Source organism: Xanthomonas sp. NCPPB 2864, from assembly GCF_056675615.1.
Genome location: NZ_JBWWVS010000002.1, coordinates 468,116 through 491,544, shown reverse-complemented (window position 1 = coordinate 491,544; position 23,429 = coordinate 468,116). Strand labels below are relative to the sequence as shown.

At 66.5% G+C, this 23,429-nt stretch carries 16 protein-coding genes and 1 riboswitch; of the genes, 5 read left to right on the top strand and 11 right to left on the bottom strand.

Going from position 1 to position 23,429, the window contains the following annotated elements; translation table 11 throughout:
• Positions 1–10 precede the first annotated feature (10 nt).
• Together AC1KVE_RS07020 and AC1KVE_RS07015 are read right to left on the bottom strand one after the other, a co-directional pair.
• Complete coding sequence (locus tag AC1KVE_RS07020) at positions 11–1,099, bottom strand: metal-dependent hydrolase (protein ID WP_184457074.1); 1,089 nt, start codon at positions 1,097–1,099, stop codon at positions 11–13.
• A gap of 233 nt (positions 1,100–1,332) precedes the next feature.
• The gene (locus tag AC1KVE_RS07015; RefSeq protein ID WP_047129583.1) at positions 1,333–2,139 is read right to left on the bottom strand and encodes a UDP-2,3-diacylglucosamine diphosphatase; all 807 of its coding nucleotides are present in this window, start codon (positions 2,137–2,139) and stop codon (positions 1,333–1,335) included.
• 447 nt (positions 2,140–2,586) lie between these two features.
• Here AC1KVE_RS07015 and metK point away from each other — a divergent pair, with 447 nt between their 5' ends.
• On the top strand, positions 2,587–3,798 hold the full coding sequence (metK, locus tag AC1KVE_RS07010; RefSeq protein ID WP_024938312.1) for a methionine adenosyltransferase: 1,212 nt from the start codon (positions 2,587–2,589) through the stop codon (positions 3,796–3,798).
• Positions 3,799–4,758: 960 nt separating this feature from the next.
• Here the strand turns inward: metK and AC1KVE_RS07005 are convergent.
• The 7 genes from AC1KVE_RS07005 to AC1KVE_RS06975 form a co-directional block, all read right to left on the bottom strand.
• Positions 4,759–6,081 (bottom strand): histidine-type phosphatase, encoded by a 1,323-nt coding sequence (locus AC1KVE_RS07005; protein ID WP_456362970.1) that lies wholly within the window; start codon positions 6,079–6,081, stop codon positions 4,759–4,761.
• A 585-nt stretch (positions 6,082–6,666) separates the two neighbouring features.
• Positions 6,667–7,869, bottom strand: a complete 1,203-nt coding sequence (locus AC1KVE_RS07000) for an OmpA family protein (RefSeq protein ID WP_481092165.1) — start codon at positions 7,867–7,869, stop codon at positions 6,667–6,669.
• Positions 7,870–8,194: 325 nt separating this feature from the next.
• Positions 8,195–10,171: an esterase/lipase family protein gene (locus AC1KVE_RS06995; RefSeq protein WP_481092213.1), complete on the bottom strand. Its 1,977-nt coding sequence runs from the start codon at positions 10,169–10,171 to the stop codon at positions 8,195–8,197.
• Positions 10,172–10,215: 44 nt separating this feature from the next.
• On the bottom strand, positions 10,216–11,253 hold the full coding sequence (locus AC1KVE_RS06990; protein ID WP_016902214.1) for a DUF4105 domain-containing protein: 1,038 nt from the start codon (positions 11,251–11,253) through the stop codon (positions 10,216–10,218).
• Complete coding sequence (locus tag AC1KVE_RS06985) at positions 11,250–11,822, bottom strand: TetR/AcrR family transcriptional regulator (RefSeq protein WP_016902213.1); 573 nt, start codon at positions 11,820–11,822, stop codon at positions 11,250–11,252. The genes AC1KVE_RS06990 and AC1KVE_RS06985 overlap by 4 nt, the downstream gene beginning before the upstream one ends.
• A gap of 124 nt (positions 11,823–11,946) precedes the next feature.
• Positions 11,947–14,661: a phosphoenolpyruvate carboxylase gene (gene ppc / locus AC1KVE_RS06980; RefSeq protein WP_481092166.1), complete on the bottom strand. Its 2,715-nt coding sequence runs from the start codon at positions 14,659–14,661 to the stop codon at positions 11,947–11,949.
• Between the two features lie 389 nt (positions 14,662–15,050).
• Positions 15,051–17,525, bottom strand: coding sequence for a S9 family peptidase (locus AC1KVE_RS06975; protein ID WP_425525136.1), 2,475 nt, complete (start codon positions 17,523–17,525; stop codon positions 15,051–15,053).
• Between the two features lie 188 nt (positions 17,526–17,713).
• Positions 17,714–17,827, top strand: a riboswitch (S-adenosyl-L-homocysteine riboswitch).
• A gap of 31 nt (positions 17,828–17,858) precedes the next feature.
• Between AC1KVE_RS06975 and ahcY the strand changes: the two genes are divergently transcribed.
• The 3 genes from ahcY (at position 17,859) to AC1KVE_RS06960 (ending at position 20,198) form a co-directional block, all read left to right on the top strand.
• The gene (gene ahcY, locus AC1KVE_RS06970) at positions 17,859–19,301 is read left to right on the top strand and encodes an adenosylhomocysteinase (RefSeq protein WP_016902210.1); all 1,443 of its coding nucleotides are present in this window, start codon (positions 17,859–17,861) and stop codon (positions 19,299–19,301) included.
• A gap of 326 nt (positions 19,302–19,627) precedes the next feature.
• Positions 19,628–19,876: an SHOCT domain-containing protein gene (locus AC1KVE_RS06965; RefSeq protein ID WP_024938320.1), complete on the top strand. Its 249-nt coding sequence runs from the start codon at positions 19,628–19,630 to the stop codon at positions 19,874–19,876.
• Between the two features lie 16 nt (positions 19,877–19,892).
• Positions 19,893–20,198, top strand: a complete 306-nt coding sequence (locus AC1KVE_RS06960; RefSeq protein ID WP_228911030.1) for a hypothetical protein — start codon at positions 19,893–19,895, stop codon at positions 20,196–20,198.
• Positions 20,199–20,459: 261 nt separating this feature from the next.
• Here the strand turns inward: AC1KVE_RS06960 and AC1KVE_RS06955 are convergent, their stop codons facing one another.
• Together AC1KVE_RS06955 and AC1KVE_RS06950 are read right to left on the bottom strand one after the other, a co-directional pair.
• Positions 20,460–21,017 (bottom strand): DUF3228 family protein, encoded by a 558-nt coding sequence (locus AC1KVE_RS06955; protein WP_024938322.1) that lies wholly within the window; start codon positions 21,015–21,017, stop codon positions 20,460–20,462.
• Positions 21,018–21,074: 57 nt separating this feature from the next.
• Positions 21,075–21,620 carry a DUF2058 domain-containing protein gene (locus tag AC1KVE_RS06950; RefSeq protein ID WP_104553614.1) on the bottom strand — a complete coding sequence of 182 codons (546 nt, stop codon included), beginning with the start codon at positions 21,618–21,620 and terminating at the stop codon, positions 21,075–21,077.
• A gap of 383 nt (positions 21,621–22,003) precedes the next feature.
• Here AC1KVE_RS06950 and AC1KVE_RS06945 point away from each other — a divergent pair, with 383 nt between their 5' ends.
• Positions 22,004–23,374, top strand: coding sequence for an alpha-amylase family protein (locus AC1KVE_RS06945; RefSeq protein ID WP_024938324.1), 1,371 nt, complete (start codon positions 22,004–22,006; stop codon positions 23,372–23,374).
• Positions 23,375–23,429 lie beyond the last annotated feature (55 nt).

The following is a 23,429-nucleotide window of genomic DNA, read 5'->3' as shown; positions in this document are numbered from 1 at the left end:
CCAAGCAGGCCTACCGAGCTGCCGGAGCAGGCGTGGCGGCGTGTTCCAGGTCGCCGGTCAGCACCGTGCCGGCGGGCTCGTGCCAGATACGGCGCCACATCTGCGCCAGCACCTCGCCGATCTGATCGCGCGCCACCGGCGCGCGGTAGGCGGCCTGGATCTGTCGCGGCGTAATCGGTTGCCATTGCCCGTCTTGGCGATGCGCCACCACGAAGTTGAAGTTGTAGTCCGGCTCCAGACCCATGCGCAGGTCGCTGAGCATCAGCTCGTCATCGACCAGGCGTGCGCGCATGAAGCCGCGATTGAACCAGGTCAACCGGCGCACCGCGTCGAAACCGGCCACCTCGCCCAGGGCCTGGGTGTTGCTGGAATAGCCGCGAAACTGCATCGGTCCCTTGTCGGCCACCAGCGAGCGTTCGCCGATCACATAACCGTTGGGCGTCATCGCCACCACGCGCCACAGCAAGGTGTTGAGCGGCATCGGCACCGAGAAGCGCGGCGCATCCTTCAAGCCGAGCGCGGCCAGCGCACGGTCCGCCTCCTGGTCGACCATGTGCTTGGCCAGCAACGACCAGCCCAGATAGGCGGAGCTGAGCGCCAGCCCGATCACCAGCGCGTGCTGCGCGAGCGGCCGCGCGCGCGCAAACCATGCCACCGCGCAGGCCAGCAACAGCCATAGCGTGTAGGCCGGGTCGATGATGAAGACGCTCGACCACATTGCCGGATGCGGCTGCAGCGGCCACCACAGCTGAGTCCCGTAGACGGTGAAGGCATCCAGCAGCGGATGCGTGATCAAGGCCAGCTGGATCGCCCAGAACCAGCGCTTGGGCGCAGTGGCCACGCGCCCGTTGCCGTAACGGCGAAACAGCCACCAGATCAGCCAGCCCAGCAACGGCAGCACGAACAACGAATGGCTGGCGCTGCGATGCACCGTCATCAGCGTGACCGGATCGTCGGTCAGCGGCAGCAATACCAGCGCATCGAGATCGGGCAAGGTGCCCAGTGCGGCGCCGGCCAACAGGGCTGCACGGCGCTGTCCGGCCGGTGCGATGGCGGCAGCGACGGCGCCACCAAGAACGATCTGGGTCAATGAATCCATCGGCCGATGCTAGCAGGACGGGCATCGTCCAGTGCCATCACGTGCGTTCCGGCCGGCCGGCAGTCAGCCAGTAGCCGCAGTGCTCGCATCGCGCTGCGGCTCGCGGTCGAAAACGGCGCTGCAGCCGCCGTCCGCAGTCCTTGCACCAGGACAGCGAACGCTGCACGCCGCGCACGTCCGATGGCACATACCGGCAGCTGCGGTCTGCCGGCAGCTGCTGCGCCTGGCCAACCTCACGCCGCGCGCTGCTGCGCGGCATGAGGTTGCGGCGCCAGCTCGGCCAGCACGTCGCCGTGATGGTTGACCAGTTGCAGTGCGCCGGACTGCGTTTCGCGCAGCGCCGTCAGGCTCTCCACCCAGTCGCCGGTGTTGGCGTAGAGATGGCCGGCCTGCATGCGCAGTGCGGCGCGATGGATGTGCCCGCAGACGATGCCGTCCAGATCGCGACGCACCACATCGGCCAGGCCGGCCGCCACGAAGCGGCCGATGTAGCGCTCGGCCGCACCGCTGCGGCGCTTGAGGAACTCGGCCAGCGACCAGTAGCGCATGCCCAGGCGCCGCCGCAGACGATTGGTCAGCTGATTGCCGGTGAGGATGCGGTAATAGAGCCAGTCGCCAAATCGTTCCTGCAAGCCGCCGAAATGGGTTTGCGCGTCGTAATCGTCGCCGTGGGTGACCAGCAGCCGGCGCCCGTCCAGCAAGGTGTGGACGCTGCGTCGGCGCACCTGCATGGCCGGCATTACCAGGCCGCAGAAGCGGCGGATGGCACGGTCGTGGTTGCCGGGCACGTAGATGATCTCGGTGCCGCGCCTGGCCTGCGCATGCAGGGCGGCGATCACCTGCTGATGCGCCGCATCCCAGACCGCGCGCCGCTGCGACATCCACCACAGGTCGATGATGTCGCCGACCAGATACAGGGTCTGGCAACGCTGGCGGCCGATGAACGCGGCGATCTCGGCAGCATGGCAGTGCCGCGAGCCCAGGTGCAGGTCGGACAGGAACAGGGCGCGGACGGGAGGGTGCAATGTGGACACGTGCATGCGGACATCTCCAGGGCAAAAAATGTCGGCCGCGATCGGGCGCTGCGCAGGCAGGCTGCGTGCGCCGCCCGCAGGCATCGGCAGCGCGCTGACACAGATGCGCCCCGCAGCAAGCCGCGGCGTAGCACTGCAATCGGACGCGCGCATCCCGGCTCGTGGTCGCCATGGCAGCCATGCGCCCCTCGCCCCGGCACGCTGTCCGACGATATGGCTCATTCCCCTCCAGCGGCGTGGCTGCACGCAGCCATGCCGCCAGGCACGCGCGCATGCTGACCGGTCAGTACGACCGCTGCATGGCAAGCTGACGACACCCGGATGACCGTGCAAACCCCGCCACGACACGGGTTTAACGCCACAGCGGGCTGTTCAGGCGCACAATGCACGGGGTTGTCGGACGGTGTATCATCCGCACCCATCTTTTCATCCGAATCAAGGGATATAAGCCTGATGTCCAGCTACCTGTTCACCTCCGAATCGGTCTCCGAAGGCCATCCGGACAAGATCGCCGACCAGATCTCCGACGCAGTGCTGGATGCCATCCTGGCCCAGGACAAGCGCGCCCGCGTGGCGTGCGAGACGATGGTCAAGACGGGCGTGGCGATCGTTGCCGGCGAAGTGACCACCAGTGCCTGGATCGACCTGGAAGCGCTGACCCGCAAGGTCATTCTGGACATCGGCTACAACAGCTCCGACGTCGGCTTCGACGGCGAGACCTGTGGCGTGCTCAACCTGATCGGCAAGCAGTCGCCGGACATCAACCAGGGCGTGGATCGCAAGAACCCGGAACAGCAGGGCGCAGGCGACCAGGGCCTGATGTTCGGCTACGCGACCAACGAGACCGACAGCCACATGCCGGCCGCGATCCATCTGGCGCACCGCCTGGTCGAGCAGCAGGCCAAGATCCGCAAGAAGAAGAACTCGGCGCTGTCGTGGCTGCGTCCGGACGCCAAGTCGCAGGTCACCCTGCGCTACGAAGACGGCGTTGCGACCGCGATCGACGCGGTGGTGCTGTCGACCCAGCACGATCCTGGCATCAAGCAGAAGGATCTGGTCGAGGCCGTGCGCGAGGAAATCCTCAAGCCGGTGCTGCCGGCCAAGTGGCTGCACAAGGGCACCAAGTTCCACATCAACCCGACCGGCAAGTTCGTGATCGGCGGGCCGGTGGGTGATTGCGGCCTGACCGGCCGCAAGATCATCGTCGACACCTACGGCGGCTGGGCGCGTCACGGTGGCGGTGCGTTCTCCGGCAAGGATCCGTCCAAGGTCGATCGCTCGGCAGCCTACGCCGCGCGCTATGTGGCCAAGAACGTGGTGGCTGCCGGCCTGGCCGACCGTTGCGAAGTGCAGGTCTCCTACGCCATCGGCGTGGCCGAGCCGACCTCGATTTCGGTCACCACCTTCGGCACCGGCAAGATCGCCGACGAGCAGATCGAAAAGCTGATCCGCAAGCATTTCGACCTGCGTCCGTTCGGCATCATCCAGATGCTCGACCTGATCCACCCGATGTATCAGCAGACCGCGTCCTACGGCCACTTCGGCCGCAAGCCGAAGGACTTCTCCTACACCGACGCAACCGGTGCGCAGCACACCGCCACCGCGTTCTCGTGGGAAAAGACCGACCGCGCCGACGCCCTGCGCGCCGACGCCAAGCTGAAGTAAGCCAGCTGCTCCTGCGGGAGCGAATATAGTGAATTGCACATGGGCCGCTGATGCGGCCCATGTGCGTTTTGGTGGAGTGGATGCGTCCAACGAAGCACCACGGATGGATTCACTGCGTGTCCGGTTTTTTGATGCAGCCACCGCGTACTGACGAATCTCCGTGTTGGACGTCTAGTGGGGTTGTGCGAATGCTCCGGTCACTGATGCTTTGTTACTGAGGGCTTCGGCCACTGAAGGCGCTTGCACGCGTAGTGTCTGCCGATCAGCAGTGGCAATACTGGGAGCGCGGGGCCGTGTGGCGGCATGGACGCTGCCACCGGGCCTCCAGGGGCGGATTTACGGCGTGTCCCGACACCGGGTGCGCCGCCGCGCTGCCGGCCGACTCCGTACACCGATCGATCTTGCGCACGACACCTTGCGTTTCATGCATCTGCTTCGGTTTGCTGCGGGCGCTTGCACGCGTACCAGCGTGGGACACGCCGCAAGTACGTCCATGTAGGCTCTGGCGCGGCATCCATGCCGCTCAAGGTCCCACGCCGGCACCCGCGCAAGCACCACCGATCATTGTCGGCAACTGAGAGAAAAGCGGCGGCTGATTGACTGGTCGTGGCCTGGATCTTGTTTCTACCGCCACTACCTAACGACGAAGTGTTGAGGTGATCTCGACGACCTGGCCGACCCAATCCGCAGGCGCTACGTCTGCTTGAAAACAGTGCTTGCCGATCAGCAGCAGCAATGCTGGGAGCGTGGTGTCGCGTCCGGGGGCGGGACCGTGTGGCGGCATGGATGCCGCCACCGAGCCTCCACGGATGGATTTACGGCGTGTCCCGACACCGGATGCGGGGCCGCGCTGCCGACCAATTCCGTACTCCGATCAATCTTGCGCACGACATCTACCCGCTCCATGCGGATGCTTCGACGAGCTGAAGGTGCCTGCACATCGCAGCCCCGGCATTGCGTTCAAGGCTCACGTTGCAACTGTTGCTCCAACGCCTGAGCGAACGCCTTCAACGGACACGCCATGCGTTGCTCTGCTCTGCAAACTCCAAGCGCCAACTTCTGCTGCAACGGCGGATGTTCAAGATTTAGCGGCGCCAGCGTCCGCAGTTGATCCAGCGATTGCGCCAGATACCGCGCACGCACCACCTGCTGCCCATTCGGTTCGCGCCATAGCTCCAGCAGCAATGCACCACCCGGCGGCGGATCGTCGGCACCGTAGCCGGGGAGATGAAAGTGCACGCCCAGCAAACCGCTCAACGCAGCGATATGCGTATCACTGCCAACGAAGACCGAGACCTTTGGCGCCTGCAGATCGCCGAAGCGCTGCAGCACTTCGCGCGCCAGCGGTGCGCCCGAACGTGAGGCCATGTAATGCGGACGCGCGTAGATGTCGAACAACAAGGCATGCAGGCGCGAGACCTGCGCCAGCCGCTCGGGTGTGGCGCGGCCCCAGCCGACCTGTGACAGCGGCAGGCCTTCGGCGTATTGCAGCAGCAACACCTCGCCGGTGCCGGAGGTCAGATCGATCGGCCCACCCAGGGCCAGGCCGCGCCCGTTGACCGACGGCGCCAGCGTGGACGGCATCTGCGCGAAGTCGCAGGGCGTGCGCGTGCAACCCAGGATCTGCTGCATTGCCTGCAACTCGGCTGCGTGCCCTCGCAGCAATGCGGCGGGGCCACCGGTTTGCCTTTCGATCGCCGCAACCGCCGCCGTGCCATCGAACGGCACCGCGCCGGCTTCGATCGGGCGGAACAACGGATCGTTGCTGCCGGCCTGGCGATGTCCGGCGACGATCCCGCAGCCCGGTGCCAGCGCCTCGGCCAGCAAGGCGCCGCTGTCGATGGTGCGCTGATCGGTATTGGCCCAGACCGAGACGCTGCCTGCTGCCGGGCACCCGCCACGCGGTAGCACGCCCTGCTGCGCCAGCCATTGCCTTAGATAGTCACCGCTCAGCTGCACGCCGATGCGCCCGTGCGGCGTCAGCAGGCTGGCCGGTGTGGACCATTGCGGCCACGGCGCATCGGCATAGTGCGCTGCGGCGGCTTCGCCCTGCAGCGGTGCGCGCACGCCGTGCCGGAAGACAGCGACCACGCGTTCCAATTGCGCGGTCTGCGCGATTGCGGGCGGCCCGGGCGGACGCGGCGTGCAGCCGATCAGCAACAGCGCGCCGAGTGCGAGTGCCGGCATCCGCCATCGCGACCGCAGCGCTGTCGTCGCACGTTGCCTGGCACCTGCGTGCAACGGCGCATTGATCCCGCACGACGGCAACGACGCGATCCCCATCGCGTCGTTGCCGTCATCGCCTGCGGGCGTCTGTTCACCGCCCTGCCCCATTTTCTTCGCTTGCCTGGAACCCATACCTGTCAGTCATCCCGTTGTTCATCGCGGAATTTACCGGGCCAATGTGCAAGGCAGACGACACCTGGCGGAACTTATCCAACATGTCCGGGTAGCCACCACGCGGCGATGAATGCCCGGAAGCGGTCGCACGGTTGCGGTACCAGAGCGGCCAACACAAGAACGCTGACGGTCGTCAGGTAGGTGCGGACGCGCGCCCAGAATCGAAATGTACGAGTGGTCCGTGATGCTTCCGAGCACGGCCGCCCCGCATGCCGGCGGCGCAGTCGATGTGTTGGCCGCTCGAAGCGCGGCATCAGTTTTGTACACCCGCAACTCACCGCGTGGTGCGCCACTTTGAGTAGATCACCCGCGCACCGACCATCAGGACGCACTGCGCGAGGCCGCGCCGCGCTGACATGAGGTGGACCGGCATCCGTCCATCGACACACGCCTGCGCGGCGCGCCAGCTATCCGGGACCGTCGTGCTCCTGCGCCTGCATGCGACTGTATGCGTGCAGATCGGCCCACTCAGGTGCGCAGGAAGATTTCCACGCGTCGGTTGAGTTGTCGCCCGCCGGGGTTGTCCTGTCCATCCAGCGTATTGGGTGCCACCGGTTGCGATTCGCCATAGCCTTTTGCGCCGGCCGACTGCGCGGCACCGCGGGTGCGTAATGCGGCCAGCACCGCCTCGGCGCGGCGCTCGGACAGCGCCTGGTTATAGGCGTCGCTGCCCTTGGCATCGGTATGCCCGCGAACCTCCATGTCCTTGGCGCTGACCTTGCCGAGTGCGGCCGCCAGCACGTCGAGCACGCGCGCGGCATCGGGGCGGATTTCGGCCTTGTCGAAGTCGAACAGGATGCGCTCGTTCAAGGTGATCAGATAGCCGCACGGTGCGCCGGGAAGTGCGAACTTCTGCAGCAGCGGGAAGCGCCCGGCCGGCGGCACCTTCGGCAGCGGCGGCATGCGCACTTCGCGCGGCGGAGTACCGACGGTGCCGGTGCCATTGCCGCGGTTCTGCACCAGCCCGTCCGGGCCGTTCCAGGTTCCCGAGCCGTCGGCATTGATGGTGATCAGACCGCGCGGGCCGTTCCAGGTGCCGCTGCCATCGCCGTGGTTGTCGACCAAGCCGCTCTTGTCGCTGTTCCAGGTGCCTGCCCCCTTGCCATCCAGACTGATCAGGCCGGCCGGGCCGTTGTAGGTACCGGCGCCGCTGGCCTGGACCTGGATGATCGCGTCGTCGCCACCGGCGCCGCTGGCGTTGATGGTGCCGCTGCCGTCGGCATTGACGCGGATCAGGCCGCCGTCGAAGTTGGCGTTACCGCTGCCATCGGCCTTGAGGTCGAATAGCCCGCCGTCGCCGTTGCGCAGCAGATTGCCGTTGGCATCGACACTGGTGATGCCGGCGTCGTTGATCAGGCTGCCGCCATCGCCGCAGCGTGCCGGCGTCACGCTGACGCCTTCGATCGGGTCCAGAATGTCCTGCAGCGAGGCTTCCAGCGCGCGCTGCGCCGGGGTCACGCCAGCAATCTCCGGCACCACGATCGACGGGATGGCCGGGAACTCGGGCACCGCTTCATCGGCGACCGGTGGCGATGCGGATGGAGGCGCTGCGGTCTGCGCTGCCGGCGGCGTGGCACCCACAGGGTCGGCCGCCTCGCGTTGACCTTCGCCGCGGCCGCAACCGGCCAGCAGCAAGGGCACCCAGATCACTGCCGACAGCGTCTTGCGCATTGCGTCTTCCCTGGTTCGAGCGTGTTCGAGAACCGCCTGATAGCACGGGCCAGGTAAACAACGCGCTAAACGCGGCCAACGCAACGACTGCGCGACCGTCAGGCAGTGCGGTCGGTGCCGGGATCGGCATGCTCGTGCACTCCGCCTCCTGCGCGTCGTCCGCACCCACCGGATGACCGCGTGTTGCCCAGGTTTGCCGGCCCAGGCGTGAGCGATCGCAACGCCGGGACGCGTACCGGACAATGGTGCGCATTGGCAGCGGACAAACTCCACACCCCGCGGTGCGTGACTAGTAGCCACACCTTCCAGCGAGGGTGCAGCGCACTCAGAACGTCGCAGGCGTCGCAGCCGGGCGCGCGGCCTGCGCCTGGTTTGTGTCTGCCGCTTCCGATTGCAGCTGCTCGTGCAGGATGCGGCGAATCTCCAGAATTGCCTGCGGGGTTTCCTGCACGCTATGCCAGGAGGTCACCACCAGCTCCGACTCGGCACCGTCCAGATGCGCGCTGCGATACGGCACCAGGCCATCGTCGGAATCGGCCAGCGGCACCTGCGGTTTTTCGCGTCCGACGATGGTGTGGTAATGCACCTGCGGGGAGATCGGCAGGTCCATGCTGGCGCGCACGAACGGGTCGGTATCGCGCAGGTTGTCGATGCTGGTCGGCGGCAGCAGGCGCCGCTTGCGTCGCGGGTCGTCGCCCTGGCCGCCACGCTCGCTGCTGGCCAGGTCCTGAAACACATCGCCGAAGCGATCCAGCAAGGCGATCGGCAAACGCACCAGGCGGCCGACGAAGCGCCCGAGACCACCTTCGGCCAAGGGCGTGCCGCGATGCGGCGCGGCGATGAAGATGGCGCGGTCGACCTGCGGCATTGGCGAAAAATGCAGCAGCGGCGACAACTTCGCGCGGATGCGTGCGCCGCGCTCGCCGTCCAGCCGGTAGTCTTCCAGCAGCGAATTCCACAGGCGCTCGCCCGACGAAGACACCAGCAGGCGCCCGATCACCCCGCCCATGCTGTGGCCGATCAACACCATGTCGTGCGATGCGATCGCCGTGCCGGACGGATCGAAGTGCTGCAGGCTGCGCTCCACCAGCGCCTGGATTTCGGCGCGGTTGACCGCCACCGGCGCGTTGGTGGGGTAGTACACCTGCCAGATCTGGTAGCGCTGGCGCAGCGCTTCATCGCCCATCACTTCGTTGGCGACATTGACCCAGGCTTCCGGGCTGCTGGCAAGGCCATGCAGCATCAGCAGCACGCGTCGGTTCGGGTCGTAGGGCTGCATCAGATACAGATGCGGGCGGTCGATGCCGCGCGCGCTGCCCAGCATCGAGCGCAGGGACTGCGCGGCAAAACCGGACCTGGCCAGCCACAGGCCATACGCGGCGGTGAAGTTGGCCGCCAGCGGCACGCGCTGGCCATGCAGTACCACTTCGTTCTGGCGATACGGGTCGTAAGGCACCACGGTGACGGCACGACCGCGCAGCACCGCATCCAGCGTATCGCCCTCGAAGCGCAGCAGCAGCGTTGCCGGTGCATACGGCATCTCGCTGAAGGTAGGCAGCGGACGCTCAGGTGTCGCGACAGCGGCAGCAGATTGTTGCAAGGCCAGTCCGGCAGGGTCGCCGACCACCTGCGGGTCCACCTCGGCCACCAGTTCGGCGCCGAAGCCGTCGCGTCGATACGTGCTGCGCAGCCCATCGAAGCGCAATGCCGAGGCGGCGAAGATCGCGCGCGGCGTGTTGCCGCCGCCCGGCAACCGATATGCAGACATGTCGATACCGACCTGCCAGCGGCCTATGCTGGTCGGTTCGCGCTCGCTCTGGCCGGTCTGCTGCGCGCGTGCGAACAGGCGTTCGATCACCTGCTGCACGGCGTAGTTGTAGTAGTCGCGCACCTGCGTCTGGCGATTTTCGAACGCACGCGCGCTGGGCGCCCGATCGGTGAAAAACAGATACGCGTACGCATGCCGCGCGGCCTCCAACCAGGCGTCGACTGCGGCATCGCTCATGGTTGTCGGGTCGCGCCCGCCCAGCGCAATCGCATGCGCGGTCCATAGCTCGGCCTGCGTTGCCAGCCGGCGCTCATCGCCGATGCCTGCGACGGTGGCGAGTTGCTGCAGGCAGGGCATCGGGTCGCTGCGGCAGGCCTTGGGTTGCAGACCGGCCACCTGCACCGTCTCGCCGCTGGCCTGGCTCAACGCGCCAGTGCTGAGTACATCGCCACGCGTGCGCGCGATGAAGTCGCCGCTGCTGTGCGATTGCACCGTGACCATGGCGCAGCCGCTCAGCCACAGGCTCGCCAGCATGCCCGCCAGCACCGCGGCGGTACGACATCCACGCAGGCGCGGCGTCACCGGGGTGCGCTCGCGGTGGCCCCAGGCGCCGGTGCCTGCGGCATGCCGGCGCGGATGCGCTCGGAAAAATCGGCCGCCTTGTCTGCGGCGATCGCGCGTGCGGTGAAATGCCCACGCTGCTTCAGTGTCGCGAAGTCGTAGCCAGGCATCAGCCCATCGTGATCGTAGGCGTATTCGTCGGCGTAGCCGGACAGCAGCAGGCGATGATCCAGCGGCAATGTGGGCTGTAATTGCCGCGCCAACGCAAACACGATCGTGGTGCAGTTGCTGGTGAGCGTGTTGTAGAACGCCGGCGCGCGATTCAAGTCGTTGGCCAGGCCCACGTAGCCCATGAACATGCGGCGCAGCCCGGCCTTGGGAATCGCCAGCCGATACAGATACATGTCCTCGCCGCGGACATTGGTGCGCACGCGCAGGATGTCGCGCTCGTCGGCGGCTACCAGGGTCTCTTCGAAACTGCGGAAAAACCCGCCCAATGCCGAGAACGACTCGTCGCGCTCCTTGCGGATTTCCAGCGAGAACACCACGTGCGAGCCGTCGTCGAAACCGAACGACACCAGGGTGTGCGCGATGGCCGGGCCCATCCAGTACGACAGCGCCAGATCGGCGCTGACCAGACGGTCCAGATCGTACTGGCGGGTTTCCCAGCGCGGCTGGTAGTCGGTTTCGCTATGCCAGTCGAAATTGCGCACGTTGTGCAGCGTGACGATGTTGCCGTGCACCTCGGGCTGCAGGCGCTGGGCGACATCGTCGGCCCAGTCGCGGTCCTGGCTGGGCTGCATCATCCACCACGACACCGCCAGCACCGCAAACGCCGCACTGAAGATGCCCACCAAGGCCCAGTTCTCGCGGCCACGGCGCAGGCCCCACAACGCCGCGATTGCCATCGCGCACCACGAGCCCACCCACGCCGCACGCACGAACGCATTGCCGGTCAGTGCGAAATAGATCGCCAGCCCGCCCCAGAGCGCGGCCAGCACCAGCGCCACCCGCAACGCCCAGCGCCCGATGCGCGAACGCGTGGCCGGTTTCATCGGGTGCCGCCTTCCGGCACCTGCATGCCCAATGCGTGCATCAACAGATCGGCCGAACGATGGGCGAGGCGTTTGCGTTCGGACTCGTCATTGCCGCGCAGGCAGCTGCCCAGCATGTCGATCACCAGCAGCAGCTGTTCGTCGTCGACATCGGCACGGCACAGGCCCGCGTCGCGGGCACGGTGCACGAATGGCAGGAAGATGCTCACCACGCGCCGGTCGGCGGTTTCCACCGCCGGGTGCGCGCGTTCGATGGACCGCCAGAAATCCACCAGCGGCGCGGACTGGGCGATGTGCTCGGCCACGTCGTGCAGCAGCACGGCCAGTCCGTCCGGGCGCTCGGCCAGATCGGCGGCCAGCCGCTCCAGGCCATCCAGGCCGCGGGTCATCAGCGCGGTCATCAGCGCGAGCCGGTCGGGGAAATTGCGGTACAACGTGGCGCGGCCAAGGCCGGCACGCTCGACCACCAGTTCCAGCGGGGCATTGACGCCGTGTTCGCTGAACACTTCGTCGGCGGCATCGAGTATCTGCCGGCGGCGCAGCGCGGCATCAGGGCGGGAAGTCGTCATCGCGGCATTATCGGACAGATTTGTCCGGTTACGCCAGAGTCCGCTTGTCGATTTCGCGCCCTCTCCGACCAACGGTCGGATCGGATTGGACCATCGAATCCGACGGTCCAATCAGCGAACCGGATCAGCCGGTGTTCTGCACGCCTTGCGAGACGCCGTTGACGCAGGCGACCAGCGCGCGCAGCAGTTCGTCGTCCTCGCCATCGGTGGCACGCCAGCGTTGCAGCAGGTCCACCTGCAGCACGCTGATCGGGTCGATGTAGGGGTTGCGCAGACGGATCGACAAGGCCAGCCGCGGGTCGTGCTGCAGCAGCGACTGCTGGCCGGTCAATGCCTTCACCCAGCCCTTGGTCAGCGCCAGCTCGGCGCCGATGCCCGGGAAGAACCGCTGGTGCAGGTCGCCCGACAGCCGCGAGAACAGCTCGGCGATAGTGAGATCGCCCTTGGACAGCACCATCGCCACGTCGTCGAGAAAGGTGCGGAAGAACGGCCAGTCCTGCGCCATCTCGCGCAAGGTGTCCTCATGCCCGGCATCCACCGCCGCCTGCAGGCCGCTGCCCACGCCGTACCAGCCCGGGATCACCGCACGCGCCTGGCTCCAGGCAAACACCCACGGAATCGCGCGCAGGTTGGACAAGGCCGCGTCCTGGCCGAGCCGGCGCGACGGGCGCGAGCCCAGCGTCATGCGTTCGATCACATCGATCGGCGTGGCGCGGCGGAAGTACTGCATGAAATCCGGCGCGCCGACGAAGGCGCGATACGCCACGGTGCTGCGTTCGGCGACCAGGTCCATCACTGGCCGCCAGCGATCCTCGCGCGGCTCGGGCGCACGCGGGCGCAGGCTGGACAGCAGCACCGCGCCGGTCATCTGTTCCAGCGAGCGCAGCGCCAGTGCACGGATGCCGTACTTGCGGTGGATCACCTCGCCCTGCTCGGTCACGCGCAGCCGGCCATCGACACTGCCGCGCGGTGCGGCATCCAGCGCGCGGCTGGTCTTGCCGCCGCCACGTGCGATCGAGCCGCCACGGCCGTGGAAGAAGGTCAGCCGCACGCCCAGCTCGGCGGCGGCTTCGAGCAGTTCCACCTGCGCGCGCTGCAGCCCCCAGCGCGAGGCGGTGATGCCGCCGTCCTTGCCGCTGTCCGAATACCCGAGCATCACCATCTGCGTATCGCCGCGCGCGGCCAGATGCTGGCGGTAGACCGGGTCGGCCAGCAGATCCTGCACGGTGCCGGTGCCGCCGCGCAGATCGTCCACGGTTTCGAACAGCGGCACGATATCCAGCGGTACTGCGCCGGCGTCGTCGACCAGGCCGCCGCGCCGCGCCAGCGCCAGTACGGTGAGCACGTCGGCGCGGTTGTGCGCCATCGAGATGATGTAGCTGCCCAGCGCATCGGCGCCGTGGCGGCTGCGCGCATCGGCAAGCGCGGCAAACACCGCATCCAGCCGCGCATTGCCTTCGTCATCCACGAGCGGCAACGCCTGCTCACCGGCTGCATACGGACCGAGCAATGCAGCGCGCTGCCTGGCATCCTGTTCGTCCCAATCCGCCTGGCCGAGTGCATCGGCCACCGCACGTGCATGCACGCTCGATTCCTGGCGCACATCCAGCCGCGCCAGGTGGAAGCCGAAGGTGCGCACGCGCCACAACAGGCGGCGCACCGCGAACCAGCCGGCGTGCAGGCCCTTGTTGGCCTGCAGGCTGTCCAGGATCAATTGCAGGTCGTGTTCCAGCTCGGACGGGCTGGTGTAGGCACCCTCGGCATCGTCCAGCGTGGCCTGCAGACGCGCGCGCATCAGATCGTTGAGCAGCCGGTACGGCATGTCGCCGTGGCGCGGACGCGAGCGTGCGGCGTCCTCCGGCAACAACGCGCGGTAGCGCTGCAGTTGCTCGCTCAACGCCGGGCTCACCGCCACCAGCGTGGTCGACTGGCTGAGCAGGCTGGCCAGTTGCCAGAGTTCCTTCTGATACCGGTCCAGCACCGCACGCCGTTGCGCATCCAGCGTGCCGGCGATGGTGACGGCATCCACGTTGGGGTTGCCATCCATGTCGCCGCCGACCCAGGTGCCAAAGCGCAGCAGCCGCGGCAGGGTCGGCACGCTGCCGTAGGTTTCTTCGATGGCGTGTTCGAGGGTTTCGTACATCACCGGGACCACGCGATACAGCACCTGGGTGAGATAGAAGCCCACATGCTCGCGCTCGTCCTCCACGGTGGGGCGCACCGGCGAGGAGTCGGCGGTCTGCCAGGACGCGGTCAAGGCCATGCGGAAGCGCGCCGCGTCGGTGGCGCGCTCGTTGGGCGTGCGCATGCCGTCCAGGTTGTCGACCAGGCTGGCGACCATCAGCTGCTCTTTTTCCAGCAGCGCGCGGCGCACCGCCTCGGTGGGATGCGCGGTGAACACCGGCTCCACGTCAATCCGCGGCAACCACTCGCTGAGTTCGTCCAGCGTCACCCCCTGCGCCTTGAGCCGGCGCAAGGCATCGTGCAACCCGTCCGGCTGCGGCGTGTCGGTGCCGCTGCGCTGGTATTCGCGGCGGCGGCGGATGCGGTGCACGCGCTCGGCGATGTTGACCACCTGGAAATAGGTGCTGAAGGCGCGCACCAGCGACTCGGCCTCGCGCGGCTCGCGCCCGGCCAGCTGCTCGCTCAGCGTCGACGGCGGCGCATCGCTCTCGCGGCGCGCAATCGCCGTGGTGCGGACGCGTTCGATCTCCTCGAGAAATTCCGCAGAGACCTGCTCGGCTAGCAGGTCACCGACCAGTGCACCGAGCCGACGCACATCGTCGCGCAAGGCAAGATCGGGGGTAGCGAACACAAGACTGCTGCGGTACTCGTTCATCGGAAACGCACACCCTCTCAAGCGCAAAGTCGTCGAAGACTAACCCAAAAGGATTAGATGATCGCGACCGGCACGACGGTTTCAACACCAACCATCGTGCCTGCCCATGACCCCGTAGGAGCGCGCTGGCGCGCGATGGGGCTTTCCCGGTGATGCCCCATCGCGGGCAGGTCCGCTGCTACGCGAGGTGGCTGTCCTGGTCATGCTGCGTCGCGCCCGGGTGCGCTCCTACCGGTGAATGCGTCCGCCTCGCGTCCCGGGTAGATTCGCTGCGCCGTCCACGCGATTGCCGCGATCACCGGTAGGAGCGCACCCGGGCGCGACGAGGCGTTATCGATAAAGCCGCATCGCGCGCAAGCGCGCTCCTACCGGTCCAAACGCACCACCGATCACCGCGTGCGCGTAGCGCCGGTCTCCTTCACCGGCTCGCCGAGATTGGTCTTCAACCACTGCTCGCTCTCGGCCAGCATCTGCAGGATCGACTGCCGCGCGCGGTACGCATGCGATTCGTTGGGCAGCAGCACCAGCCGCGCGTTCCCACCCAGGCCCTTGATCGCGGCGAACATGCGTTCGCTCTGGATCGGGAAGGTGCCGGTGTTGTTGTCGTCCTGGCCGTGGATCAACAGCAGCGGATCCTTGATCTTGTCGGCGTAGTTGAATGGCGACATCGCCTGATACACCGATTGCGCCTGCCAGTAGTTGCGCTCCTCGGCCTGGAAGCCGAACGGGGTGAGGGTGCGGTTGTAGGCCCCGCTGCGCGCGATGCCGGCCTTGAACAGCCGCGTGTGCGCGAGCAGGTTGGCGGTCATGAAGGCGCCGTAGGAGTGCCCGCCGATGGCGATGTGCTCGCGGTCGGTGACCCCGCGCCGCACCACTTCGTCCACCGCGGCCTGCGCATCGGCGACCAGCTGCGGCACGTAGGTGTCGTTGGGTTCGGCATCGCCTTCGCCGACGATCGGCATGGTGGGGTTGTTGAGCACCACATAGCCGATCGCCAGAAACGCCTGCGGCCCCCAGTAGCTGATCGCGTTGAAGCGATAGGGCGAGTCGGTGACCTGGCTGGCGGTGTCGGCACTCTTGAACTCGCCCGGATAGGCCCACATCAGCAGCGGCCGCGGGCCGTCGCGCTTGGGGTCGTAACCGGGCGGCAGCAGCAGCGTGGCAGTGAGGTCCACGCCATCGGCGCGCTTGTAGCGGATCTGCTCCTTCTGCACGCCACGCAACTGCGGCAGCGGATGGGCGAAATGCGTCAACGCCCGCGGCGCAGGCGCTGCATCGCCCAATGCCTGCACCACATAGTTGGCCGGCTCCTCAGGCGACTCGCGGCTGAGCAGCAACTGCGTGACTTGCGCATCCAGCAATGCCAGCGGTGCGGAATAGGTCGGCGCCTGCGAATGGAACAGGCGCGTGGCGCGTCTGCTCTGCAGATCGAAGCGATCCACGAACGGGCGGTCGCCTTCCGGCGAGGCGCCCTTGCCGAGCAGGAACAGGCTGTTGCCATCGGCACCGGTCTGCAGCAGCGTGCGGCCCTTGCCGTCGGCCACGGTCGCCGGCGTGCCGGGATCGTTGTAGCGGTCCTGCGAGGAGCGGTCCCACAGCAATTCGGGCGCGCGCTGCGGCTGGTCCGGTGCGATACGCCACTGCTTGGTACGGCGGGTCTTCCACCAGCTTTCGCTGAGGATGGCCAGATCGCCGCGGCCCCACTGGATGCCTTCGAAGCGGCTGCCCAGTTGCGCCAGCGTGACCGGCGCACGCGTAAATGGCGCAGCCTGCATCATCACCGCATCACGGACCTTGCTCTCGCGTGCCGGGTCGCCGCCGTCCTGCGCCTCGGCCCAGACCAGCGTGGCCGGCGCATCGACGCGCCAGGCGATGTCGCGCACGCCGGTGGGCACGGCATCGTTGCCGGTCGGCAGGCCTTCCACCAATGGCAGCCGGGCGATCTGGCGCACCAGCTTGCCCTGCAGGTCCAGCACCTCGATACGGCGTGCGAAGTTGTCCACTGGCACCAGATACGAGAACGGCCGTTCGCTGCGTTCGCTCAGGATGTAACGGCCATCCGGCGACACCGAGAGATTGAGATAGATGCCGGGCGTGGCGATCGGGCGCACCTGCCCGCTCACGCTGACGATGACCGGCTGGCCGGTGGCGTAATACTCGAACACGCGCGCATCGGCCTCGTTGCGCAACAGGTCCTGATAGGTCGGCAGCGAGCGCACGCCGGCAGCGGCACTGGTCTGCTGGATCGCCGGGCCGTCGGGCACCGCATCGCGGGTGGGCGGCGCGCCCTGCCCGGCCACTTGCTGCTGCAGCAGCAGGCCGCTGCCATCGGGCAACCAGCGCAGATCGTCGTTGACGCTGGTGTTCAAACCGGCCACCAGACGCCGCGCCTGCCCGGCCGCCACGTCCACCAGCCACAGCTCGTTGGCGCCGCTGGCCGCGTCCTCGCGGCGGAACGCCAGGTAGCGCTGATCGGGCGACCAGCTCAACGTGGCCAGCGACAACGGTGACGGCAGCCCGGCGATCTGCCGCTCGCTGCCGTCGGCCACCGACAGCAGCCATAGCTTGTCGGCAAAGGAGAACCGGCTGCTGGCAAAGGTTTTGGGATGGATGCGCAGGCCGGCCAGCTTGAGTTCGGGCTGGGCCACCTCGGCGATGTCCGGCAACGCCGGCAACTGCACCATCGCGCCCAGGTCGCGTTTGGGCGACAGGTGCAGCAGCGGCGCGCGAGGGGCATCCACCACTGCCTGCAGCGCCTTGGAGGGCAGTTGGTAGCCAGTGCTTGCCGCAGCGGCAGGCGGGCCAGCCGGCGCGACGGCTGCGGCCGCAGCCAGTGGTGCGCTCAGCGCCAGTACGCCTGCCAGGGCCCATCGCTGTTGCCGCTTGCCGTGCCGTGCATCGGGTGTCGCCTGCATTGTCCATCCCCAGTGTCGATCGACTCCGGACCATAGCAGCCACACGCCCCCCGCTCCCCTGCCGTTGGTTGGGGCGCGTGCCGATTCAAGCCGGCCAATTCATGCCGGAGGGGGGTGCTGCCGATATAATCAACGCTCTCGTCGAGGGGCGCTGCGACCGGTATGGCGGACTGATCCGCCAACTGCACGAAAAGTGCAGGAAATACGGCCAGGCTCGACAAGCATTCATCGTTCAACGGCGCCCCGCATTGCAGACATTGGTCTGCTTACCGGAGCTATTGCATGAACGCTGTCACGAAAATCGCCCCACATACCGATTACAAGATCGCCGACCTCTCCCTGGCCGATTGGGGCCGCAAGGAGCTGGACATCGCCGAGCACGAGATGCCGGGCCTGATGTCGATCCGCCGCAAGCATGCGCAGACCAAGCCGCTGAAGGATGTACGCATCACCGGCTCGCTGCACATGACCATCCAGACCGCAGTGCTGATCGAAACGCTCAAGGACATCGGCGCCAACGTGCGCTGGGCCTCGTGCAACATCTTCTCCACCCAGGACCACGCGGCCGCCGCGATCGCCGCCTCCGGCACGCCGGTGTTCGCCTGGAAGGGCGAGACGTTGGAAGAGTATTGGGATTGCACCCTGGACGCGCTGACCTTCACCCTGCCCGACGGCACCCAGACCGGCCCGGAACTGGTGGTGGACGACGGCGGCGACGTCACCCTGCTGATCCACAAGGGCTATGAGCTCGAAAATGGCAGCACCTGGGTCGACGAGCCGGCGTCCTCGCACGAGGAAGGCGTGATCAAGGCGCTGCTCAAGCGCGTGGCCGTCGAGCGTCCGGGTTACTGGACCCGTGTGGTCAAGGACTGGAAGGGCGTCTCCGAAGAGACCACCACCGGCGTGCACCGCCTGTACCAGATCGCCGAAGCCGGCAAGCTGCTGATCCCGGCCATCAACGTCAACGACTCGGTCACCAAGAGCAAGTTTGACAACCTGTACGGCTGCCGCGAGTCGCTGGCCGATGGCCTCAAGCGCGCGATGGACGTGATGCTGGCCGGCAAGGTCGCGGTGGTCTGCGGCTATGGCGACGTCGGCAAGGGCAGTGCCGCCTCGCTGCGTGCCTACGGTGCCCGCGTGATCGTCACCGAGATCGACCCGATCTGCGCCCTGCAGGCGTCGATGGAAGGCTTCGAGGTCAACACCATCGAATCCACCCTGGGCCGCGGCGACATCTACGTCACCACCACCGGCAACAAAGACATCATCACCGTCGAGCACCTGCAGGCGATGAAGGACCAGGCCATCGTCTGCAACATCGGCCACTTCGACAACGAGATCCAGGTCGATGCGCTGAACGCACTCAAGGGCGTGGAAAAGATCAACATCAAGCCGCAGGTCGACAAGTACGTGTTCGGCAACGGCAATGCGATCTTCCTGCTGGCCGATGGCCGCCTGGTCAACCTGGGCTGCGCCACCGGCCACCCGAGCTTCGTGATGTCCAACTCGTTCGCCAACCAGACCCTGGCGCAGATCGACCTGTGGGAAAAGCGCGACAGCTACGAGAAGAAGGTCTACATCCTGCCCAAGCACCTGGACGAAGAAGTGGCACGTCTGCACCTGGAAAAGATCGGCGTCAAGCTGACCACCCTGACCAAGGACCAGGCCGACTACCTCGGCGTGGACGTGGCCGGCCCGTACAAGCCGGATCATTACCGCTACTGATCAACCGGGCGGTTGATTGCCCGCATGTCACCGCTTGAACAGAACGGGCGCCGCAAGGCGCCCGTTTCTTTGCAGGATGCTGGATGGCCCCGCGTGCAAGCGGACCCACATGGCGACCAATCTGCGTTCGTGCCTGCGGCATCGACATGCATCGCATGGATGCAACGCCTCGAGCAAGACACCATGGAATCCAGCACGCCGGGTAGCCTTGCCGTCGGCGTGCCAGCTGTTGCCGTGTGCGATACTCGCGCAAGGCTTGCGACTTACCTGCGTGGCAGCAAGACCGGTCAACCACTACGTAACACCCATCGTCAAAAGGAACCAACATGGGCGGCTTCAGCATCTGGCACTGGATCATCGTTCTTTTCTTCTTCTGCAGCATTGCTGCCGTGATCAGCCTGATCGTCTGGGTCGCAAAGCGCGCGTCGCGCAAATCGACTGTGGCAACGACGGGGTCAGCAGTGCCGAAGAGCGCTCACGCCAGACTGCTGGAGCTGGACACGCTGAGGTCGCAGCAATTGATCACCGATGCGGAGTACCAACAGCGCCGCAGCCATATCCTCAGCGAGATCTGAGCAGCGGCTGCAACGCATGAACCATGTTTCCGCTGTCCTGGATCAACATGTCCATGTGATCTGCGACAGTGCCCTGCGCCAGCGATTGCTGATGCGCGGCAGTTCGATGCAAGACCGCATCAGTCTGAGCTTCAAGGGCTCTGAAGAACTTGCCGAAATCCTCAGCCTGCTGCAATCACTGCAGATTCCCTTCGCCGACGCACCTGCGGGCTGGCCGCCTGCGGCCGTCTTCGCGCAGCTCAGAGATCAGGGACTGGTGCAAGGCACGATCACTACCGTCGTATGGGTCGCCCCGGACATGCCCGTGCTCGGCGTCGGCTAGCACGCATCTGCGCCAGGGGTGCCGGCAGCTGATCCGGTGCGATCCACGCAATGCCGCGCTTGAGAATGTCGCGCTGCGGCAAGTCCGAAAACTGCAGACGCAGCTCGGCTCTGCAGTCGCACCTGCAGCTACGTTTGTGCTCGACGAAAACAAGCGCTCGCGGTGGCGAGCGGCACCGCACCGCCACGCCTGAGTTCAAGAGCAGCGCCGCTTTCCCTGCCGCGCGGAAGAATTGCACGACATGCCGCGGCTATCGGCCCGCTACGGCCGCCAGTTCGCATTGCGTTCCCAGAACGCAACGCTGCGCCGGTACGCATCGCGATCCAGTGCCACACCCGAGCCGCCCTCGTCCACGCCCAGTGCATTGCGCAGCATGGTGATGGGCGCCATTGGAATTTCTTCCGGCTCGGTGGTGTAGAGGCAACCGACCACGCCCCAGTCGGCGTCGATCGGCGCGCCCTCCTTGGCCAGCTGATCGCGGCTATAGAGGATCGGCAGCAGATACGTCGCCACCGGTGGCTCCACACCTTCGAACCAGCGCACCAGCACCGGTAACTCCTGCGTGCTGCGTGCCTCGTAGCCGGAGCGCAGCTGGTGGCGGTTGTCGTCGGTGATCGGTGCAGTGAGGCAGCGCGTCGAGGTCCAGTTGCGGTGCACATGCAGCTGGCAGAACGGCGCATAGCCTTCGATCACGCGCACCGGCGCCTCTTCATTGAGCCGCTGGATGAACTGCTCGGGCGTGCAGTCCTGGATGGCGTTGCGACGACCATCGCGGGGAAACAGACGGGTGCGGGCAAACGGTGTGAGAACGATGGACATGACGGTGGTGGGTGGCAAAGAACGCCAGGGTAGCCTGCAGCCCTGCCATGCGACCACTTACCAGATCAGATCGTCCGGCACCTTGAACTGGCTGTAATAGTCGTCGTCGCTGTCCGGCGCCGGAGGCGTGCTGCTACGGCCATGATCCAGCACCACAGTGTCCGCATCGCGGCTGTAGACCTTGTCGGCGGCGGCGCGCGGAATCAGCTCGAAGCCATCGCCATGCCGCACGATCACCAGCGCTCCGCTGGCCAGCTGGCTGCGCAGCGTGGGATTGACCAGCACGCTGCGGATGACGCGGCCGTCGTTGAAGCGGTAGTCGATCTCGCCATCGCGCTTGACCTTGTTGGTCTCGACGATCTGCCGGACCTGGGCCAGCACTTCCTGCCGCCGCAGCTGCAGCTTGCGTTCTTCGGCCAGCGCGCGATCGCGCTCGGCGCGCTCGGCCTGTAGCCGCGCCGCGTCCACCTTGTCGACCTCGGCCGGTGCCACGGCCGCGCCCTTGGCATGACGCTGCTTGTTCTGCTCGCGCGCGACCTTGTCCACCTGGGCCTTCTTGACCAGGCCGGCCTTGAGCAGTTGTTCTTGCAGCGGATTGCGCATGGGAGGGGAACCGGTGAATGTGCGCCCAGTTTACCGCGCCCCGCGCCACCCAGCCTGACTGCCCAAGCCCGCCCCGGCTGCAGCACCGCGCCGTACCGCGGTACCGCGATCCACCCGCACCGCGCAAAGCGCGACCTGCATCGGGGTTTTCGCGGGTACTCGCATTGAATACGTATGCACAACAGCGATGTTGCGCCGCGATGCACGCTTAGCATCACCGCGCGCTGCACGCCGTGCGCGCGCTTTCCGGAACAGGGGCCGGAGGCCTTGATGCGGGCATCGCACAGCATGCGTGTGCTCGCGCTTACCGACTGGAGATCCATCCGATGCGCGATACGCACACTCCACCCCCACCCTCACGGCTTCAACGCAGCTCGCGGCTGCTGCTCGCCGCGCTGGTGCTGCTGCTGACCACCGCCAATGTGCAGGCCGATGTGATCCTGCATGCCTTCAATTGGCCGTATGCCACCGTGGAAGCACGCGCCAAGCAGATTGCCGATGCCGGCTATCGCAAGGTGTTGGTCGCTCCCGCCTATCGCTCGCAAGGCAGCGCGTGGTGGGCACGCTACCAGCCGCAGGATCTGCGCGTGATCGATGGCCCGCTGGGCGACACCGCCGCGTTCTCGCGCATGGTGCAGGCGCTGGCCAATAACGGCGTGGAAACCTATGCCGACGTGGTGCTCAACCACATGGCCAACGAGGCCGCGACACGCTCGGATCTCAACTACCCCGGCAGCGCCGTGCTCGCACAATACGCTGCAAATCCAGGTCGTTACGATACCTTGCGTTTGTTCGGCACCTTGCAATCGAATTTCCTGAGCGCCAGCGATTTCGGTCCGGCCCAGTGCATCACCAACTACAACGACGCCTACCAGGTGCGCACCTATCGCATCTGCGGCGGCGGCAGCGATCCGGGCCTGCCCGACCTGGTCGGCAACGATTGGGTGGTGCAGCAGCAGCGCGCCTATCTGCAAGCGCTGAAGGGCCTGGGTGTGACCGGCTTCCGTGTCGATGCGGCCAAGCATATGAGCTTCGACCATCTCAATCGGGTCTTCGATGCGGGCATTCGCTCCGGCGTGTATGTGTTCGGCGAAGTGATCACCGGCGGCGGCAGCGGCAATGGCGATTACGACCAGTTCCTGGCGCCGTACCTGCAGTCCACGCCGCATGCGGCCTACGATTTCCCGTTGTTCAACGCGGTGCGCAATGCATTCGCCATTGGCGCCAGCCTGCAGCAGCTGGTGGATCCCGCGTCCACCGGACAGGCGTTGCCGGGCAATCGCGCGGTGACCTTCGCCGTCACCCACGACATCCCCAACAATGCCGGCTTCCGCTACGCCATCCTCGACCCCGTCGACGAGACGCTGGCATACGCGTATCTGATCGGCCGCAACGGCGGCATGCCGATGGTCTACACCGACAACAACGAAAGCGGCGACAACCGCTGGGTCAACGCCTATCTGCGCGACGACCTGCGCCGCATGATCGGCTTCCACAACGGCGTGCAAGGCAGCGACATGCAGGTGCTGTCGTCCAGCTCCTGCCATGTGCTGTTCCGGCGCGGCAGCCTGGGCATCGTCGGCATCAACAAGTGCGGCAATCCGGTCACCACCACCGTGGCGATGAATGGCAGCGTGCTGTACTGGAATGCGGATTATGTGGATGCACTGGGCTCGGGCAGCGTGGTGCGCATTTCCAGCGGCTCCTACACCTTCACGCTGCCGGCGCGCGGTGCACGCATGTGGCGCCGCTGAGCTGTCTGGCCAGCACGAGGCGTCCGCTGCGTGGTTGAAGCACGTCTTAAAGACA

Bases quoted from the DNA above. Each gene is read 5' to 3' on its own strand.
- AC1KVE_RS07015 (WP_047129583.1), bottom strand. From the start codon at position 2,139: ATGCACGTGTCCACATTGCACCCTCCCGTCCGCGCCCTGTTCCTGTCC.
- AC1KVE_RS06965 (WP_024938320.1), top strand. From the start codon at position 19,628: ATGGGCGGCTTCAGCATCTGGCACTGGATCATCGTTCTTTTCTTCTTC.
- AC1KVE_RS06950 (WP_104553614.1), bottom strand. From the start codon at position 21,620: ATGCGCAATCCGCTGCAAGAACAACTGCTCAAGGCCGGCCTGGTCAAG.
- AC1KVE_RS06955 (WP_024938322.1), bottom strand. From the start codon at position 21,017: ATGTCCATCGTTCTCACACCGTTTGCCCGCACCCGTCTGTTTCCCCGC.
- AC1KVE_RS07005 (WP_456362970.1), bottom strand. From the start codon at position 6,081: ATGGGGATCGCGTCGTTGCCGTCGTGCGGGATCAATGCGCCGTTGCAC.
- AC1KVE_RS06990 (WP_016902214.1), bottom strand. From the start codon at position 11,253: ATGAAACCGGCCACGCGTTCGCGCATCGGGCGCTGGGCGTTGCGGGTG.
- ppc (WP_481092166.1), bottom strand. From the start codon at position 14,661: ATGAACGAGTACCGCAGCAGTCTTGTGTTCGCTACCCCCGATCTTGCC.
- AC1KVE_RS07000 (WP_481092165.1), bottom strand. From the start codon at position 7,869: ATGCGCAAGACGCTGTCGGCAGTGATCTGGGTGCCCTTGCTGCTGGCC.
- AC1KVE_RS06960 (WP_228911030.1), top strand. From the start codon at position 19,893: ATGAACCATGTTTCCGCTGTCCTGGATCAACATGTCCATGTGATCTGC.
- AC1KVE_RS07020 (WP_184457074.1), bottom strand. From the start codon at position 1,099: ATGGATTCATTGACCCAGATCGTTCTTGGTGGCGCCGTCGCTGCCGCC.
- AC1KVE_RS06985 (WP_016902213.1), bottom strand. From the start codon at position 11,822: ATGACGACTTCCCGCCCTGATGCCGCGCTGCGCCGCCGGCAGATACTC.
- metK (WP_024938312.1), top strand. From the start codon at position 2,587: ATGTCCAGCTACCTGTTCACCTCCGAATCGGTCTCCGAAGGCCATCCG.
- AC1KVE_RS06995 (WP_481092213.1), bottom strand. From the start codon at position 10,171: ATGCTGGCGAGCCTGTGGCTGAGCGGCTGCGCCATGGTCACGGTGCAA.
- ahcY (WP_016902210.1), top strand. From the start codon at position 17,859: ATGAACGCTGTCACGAAAATCGCCCCACATACCGATTACAAGATCGCC.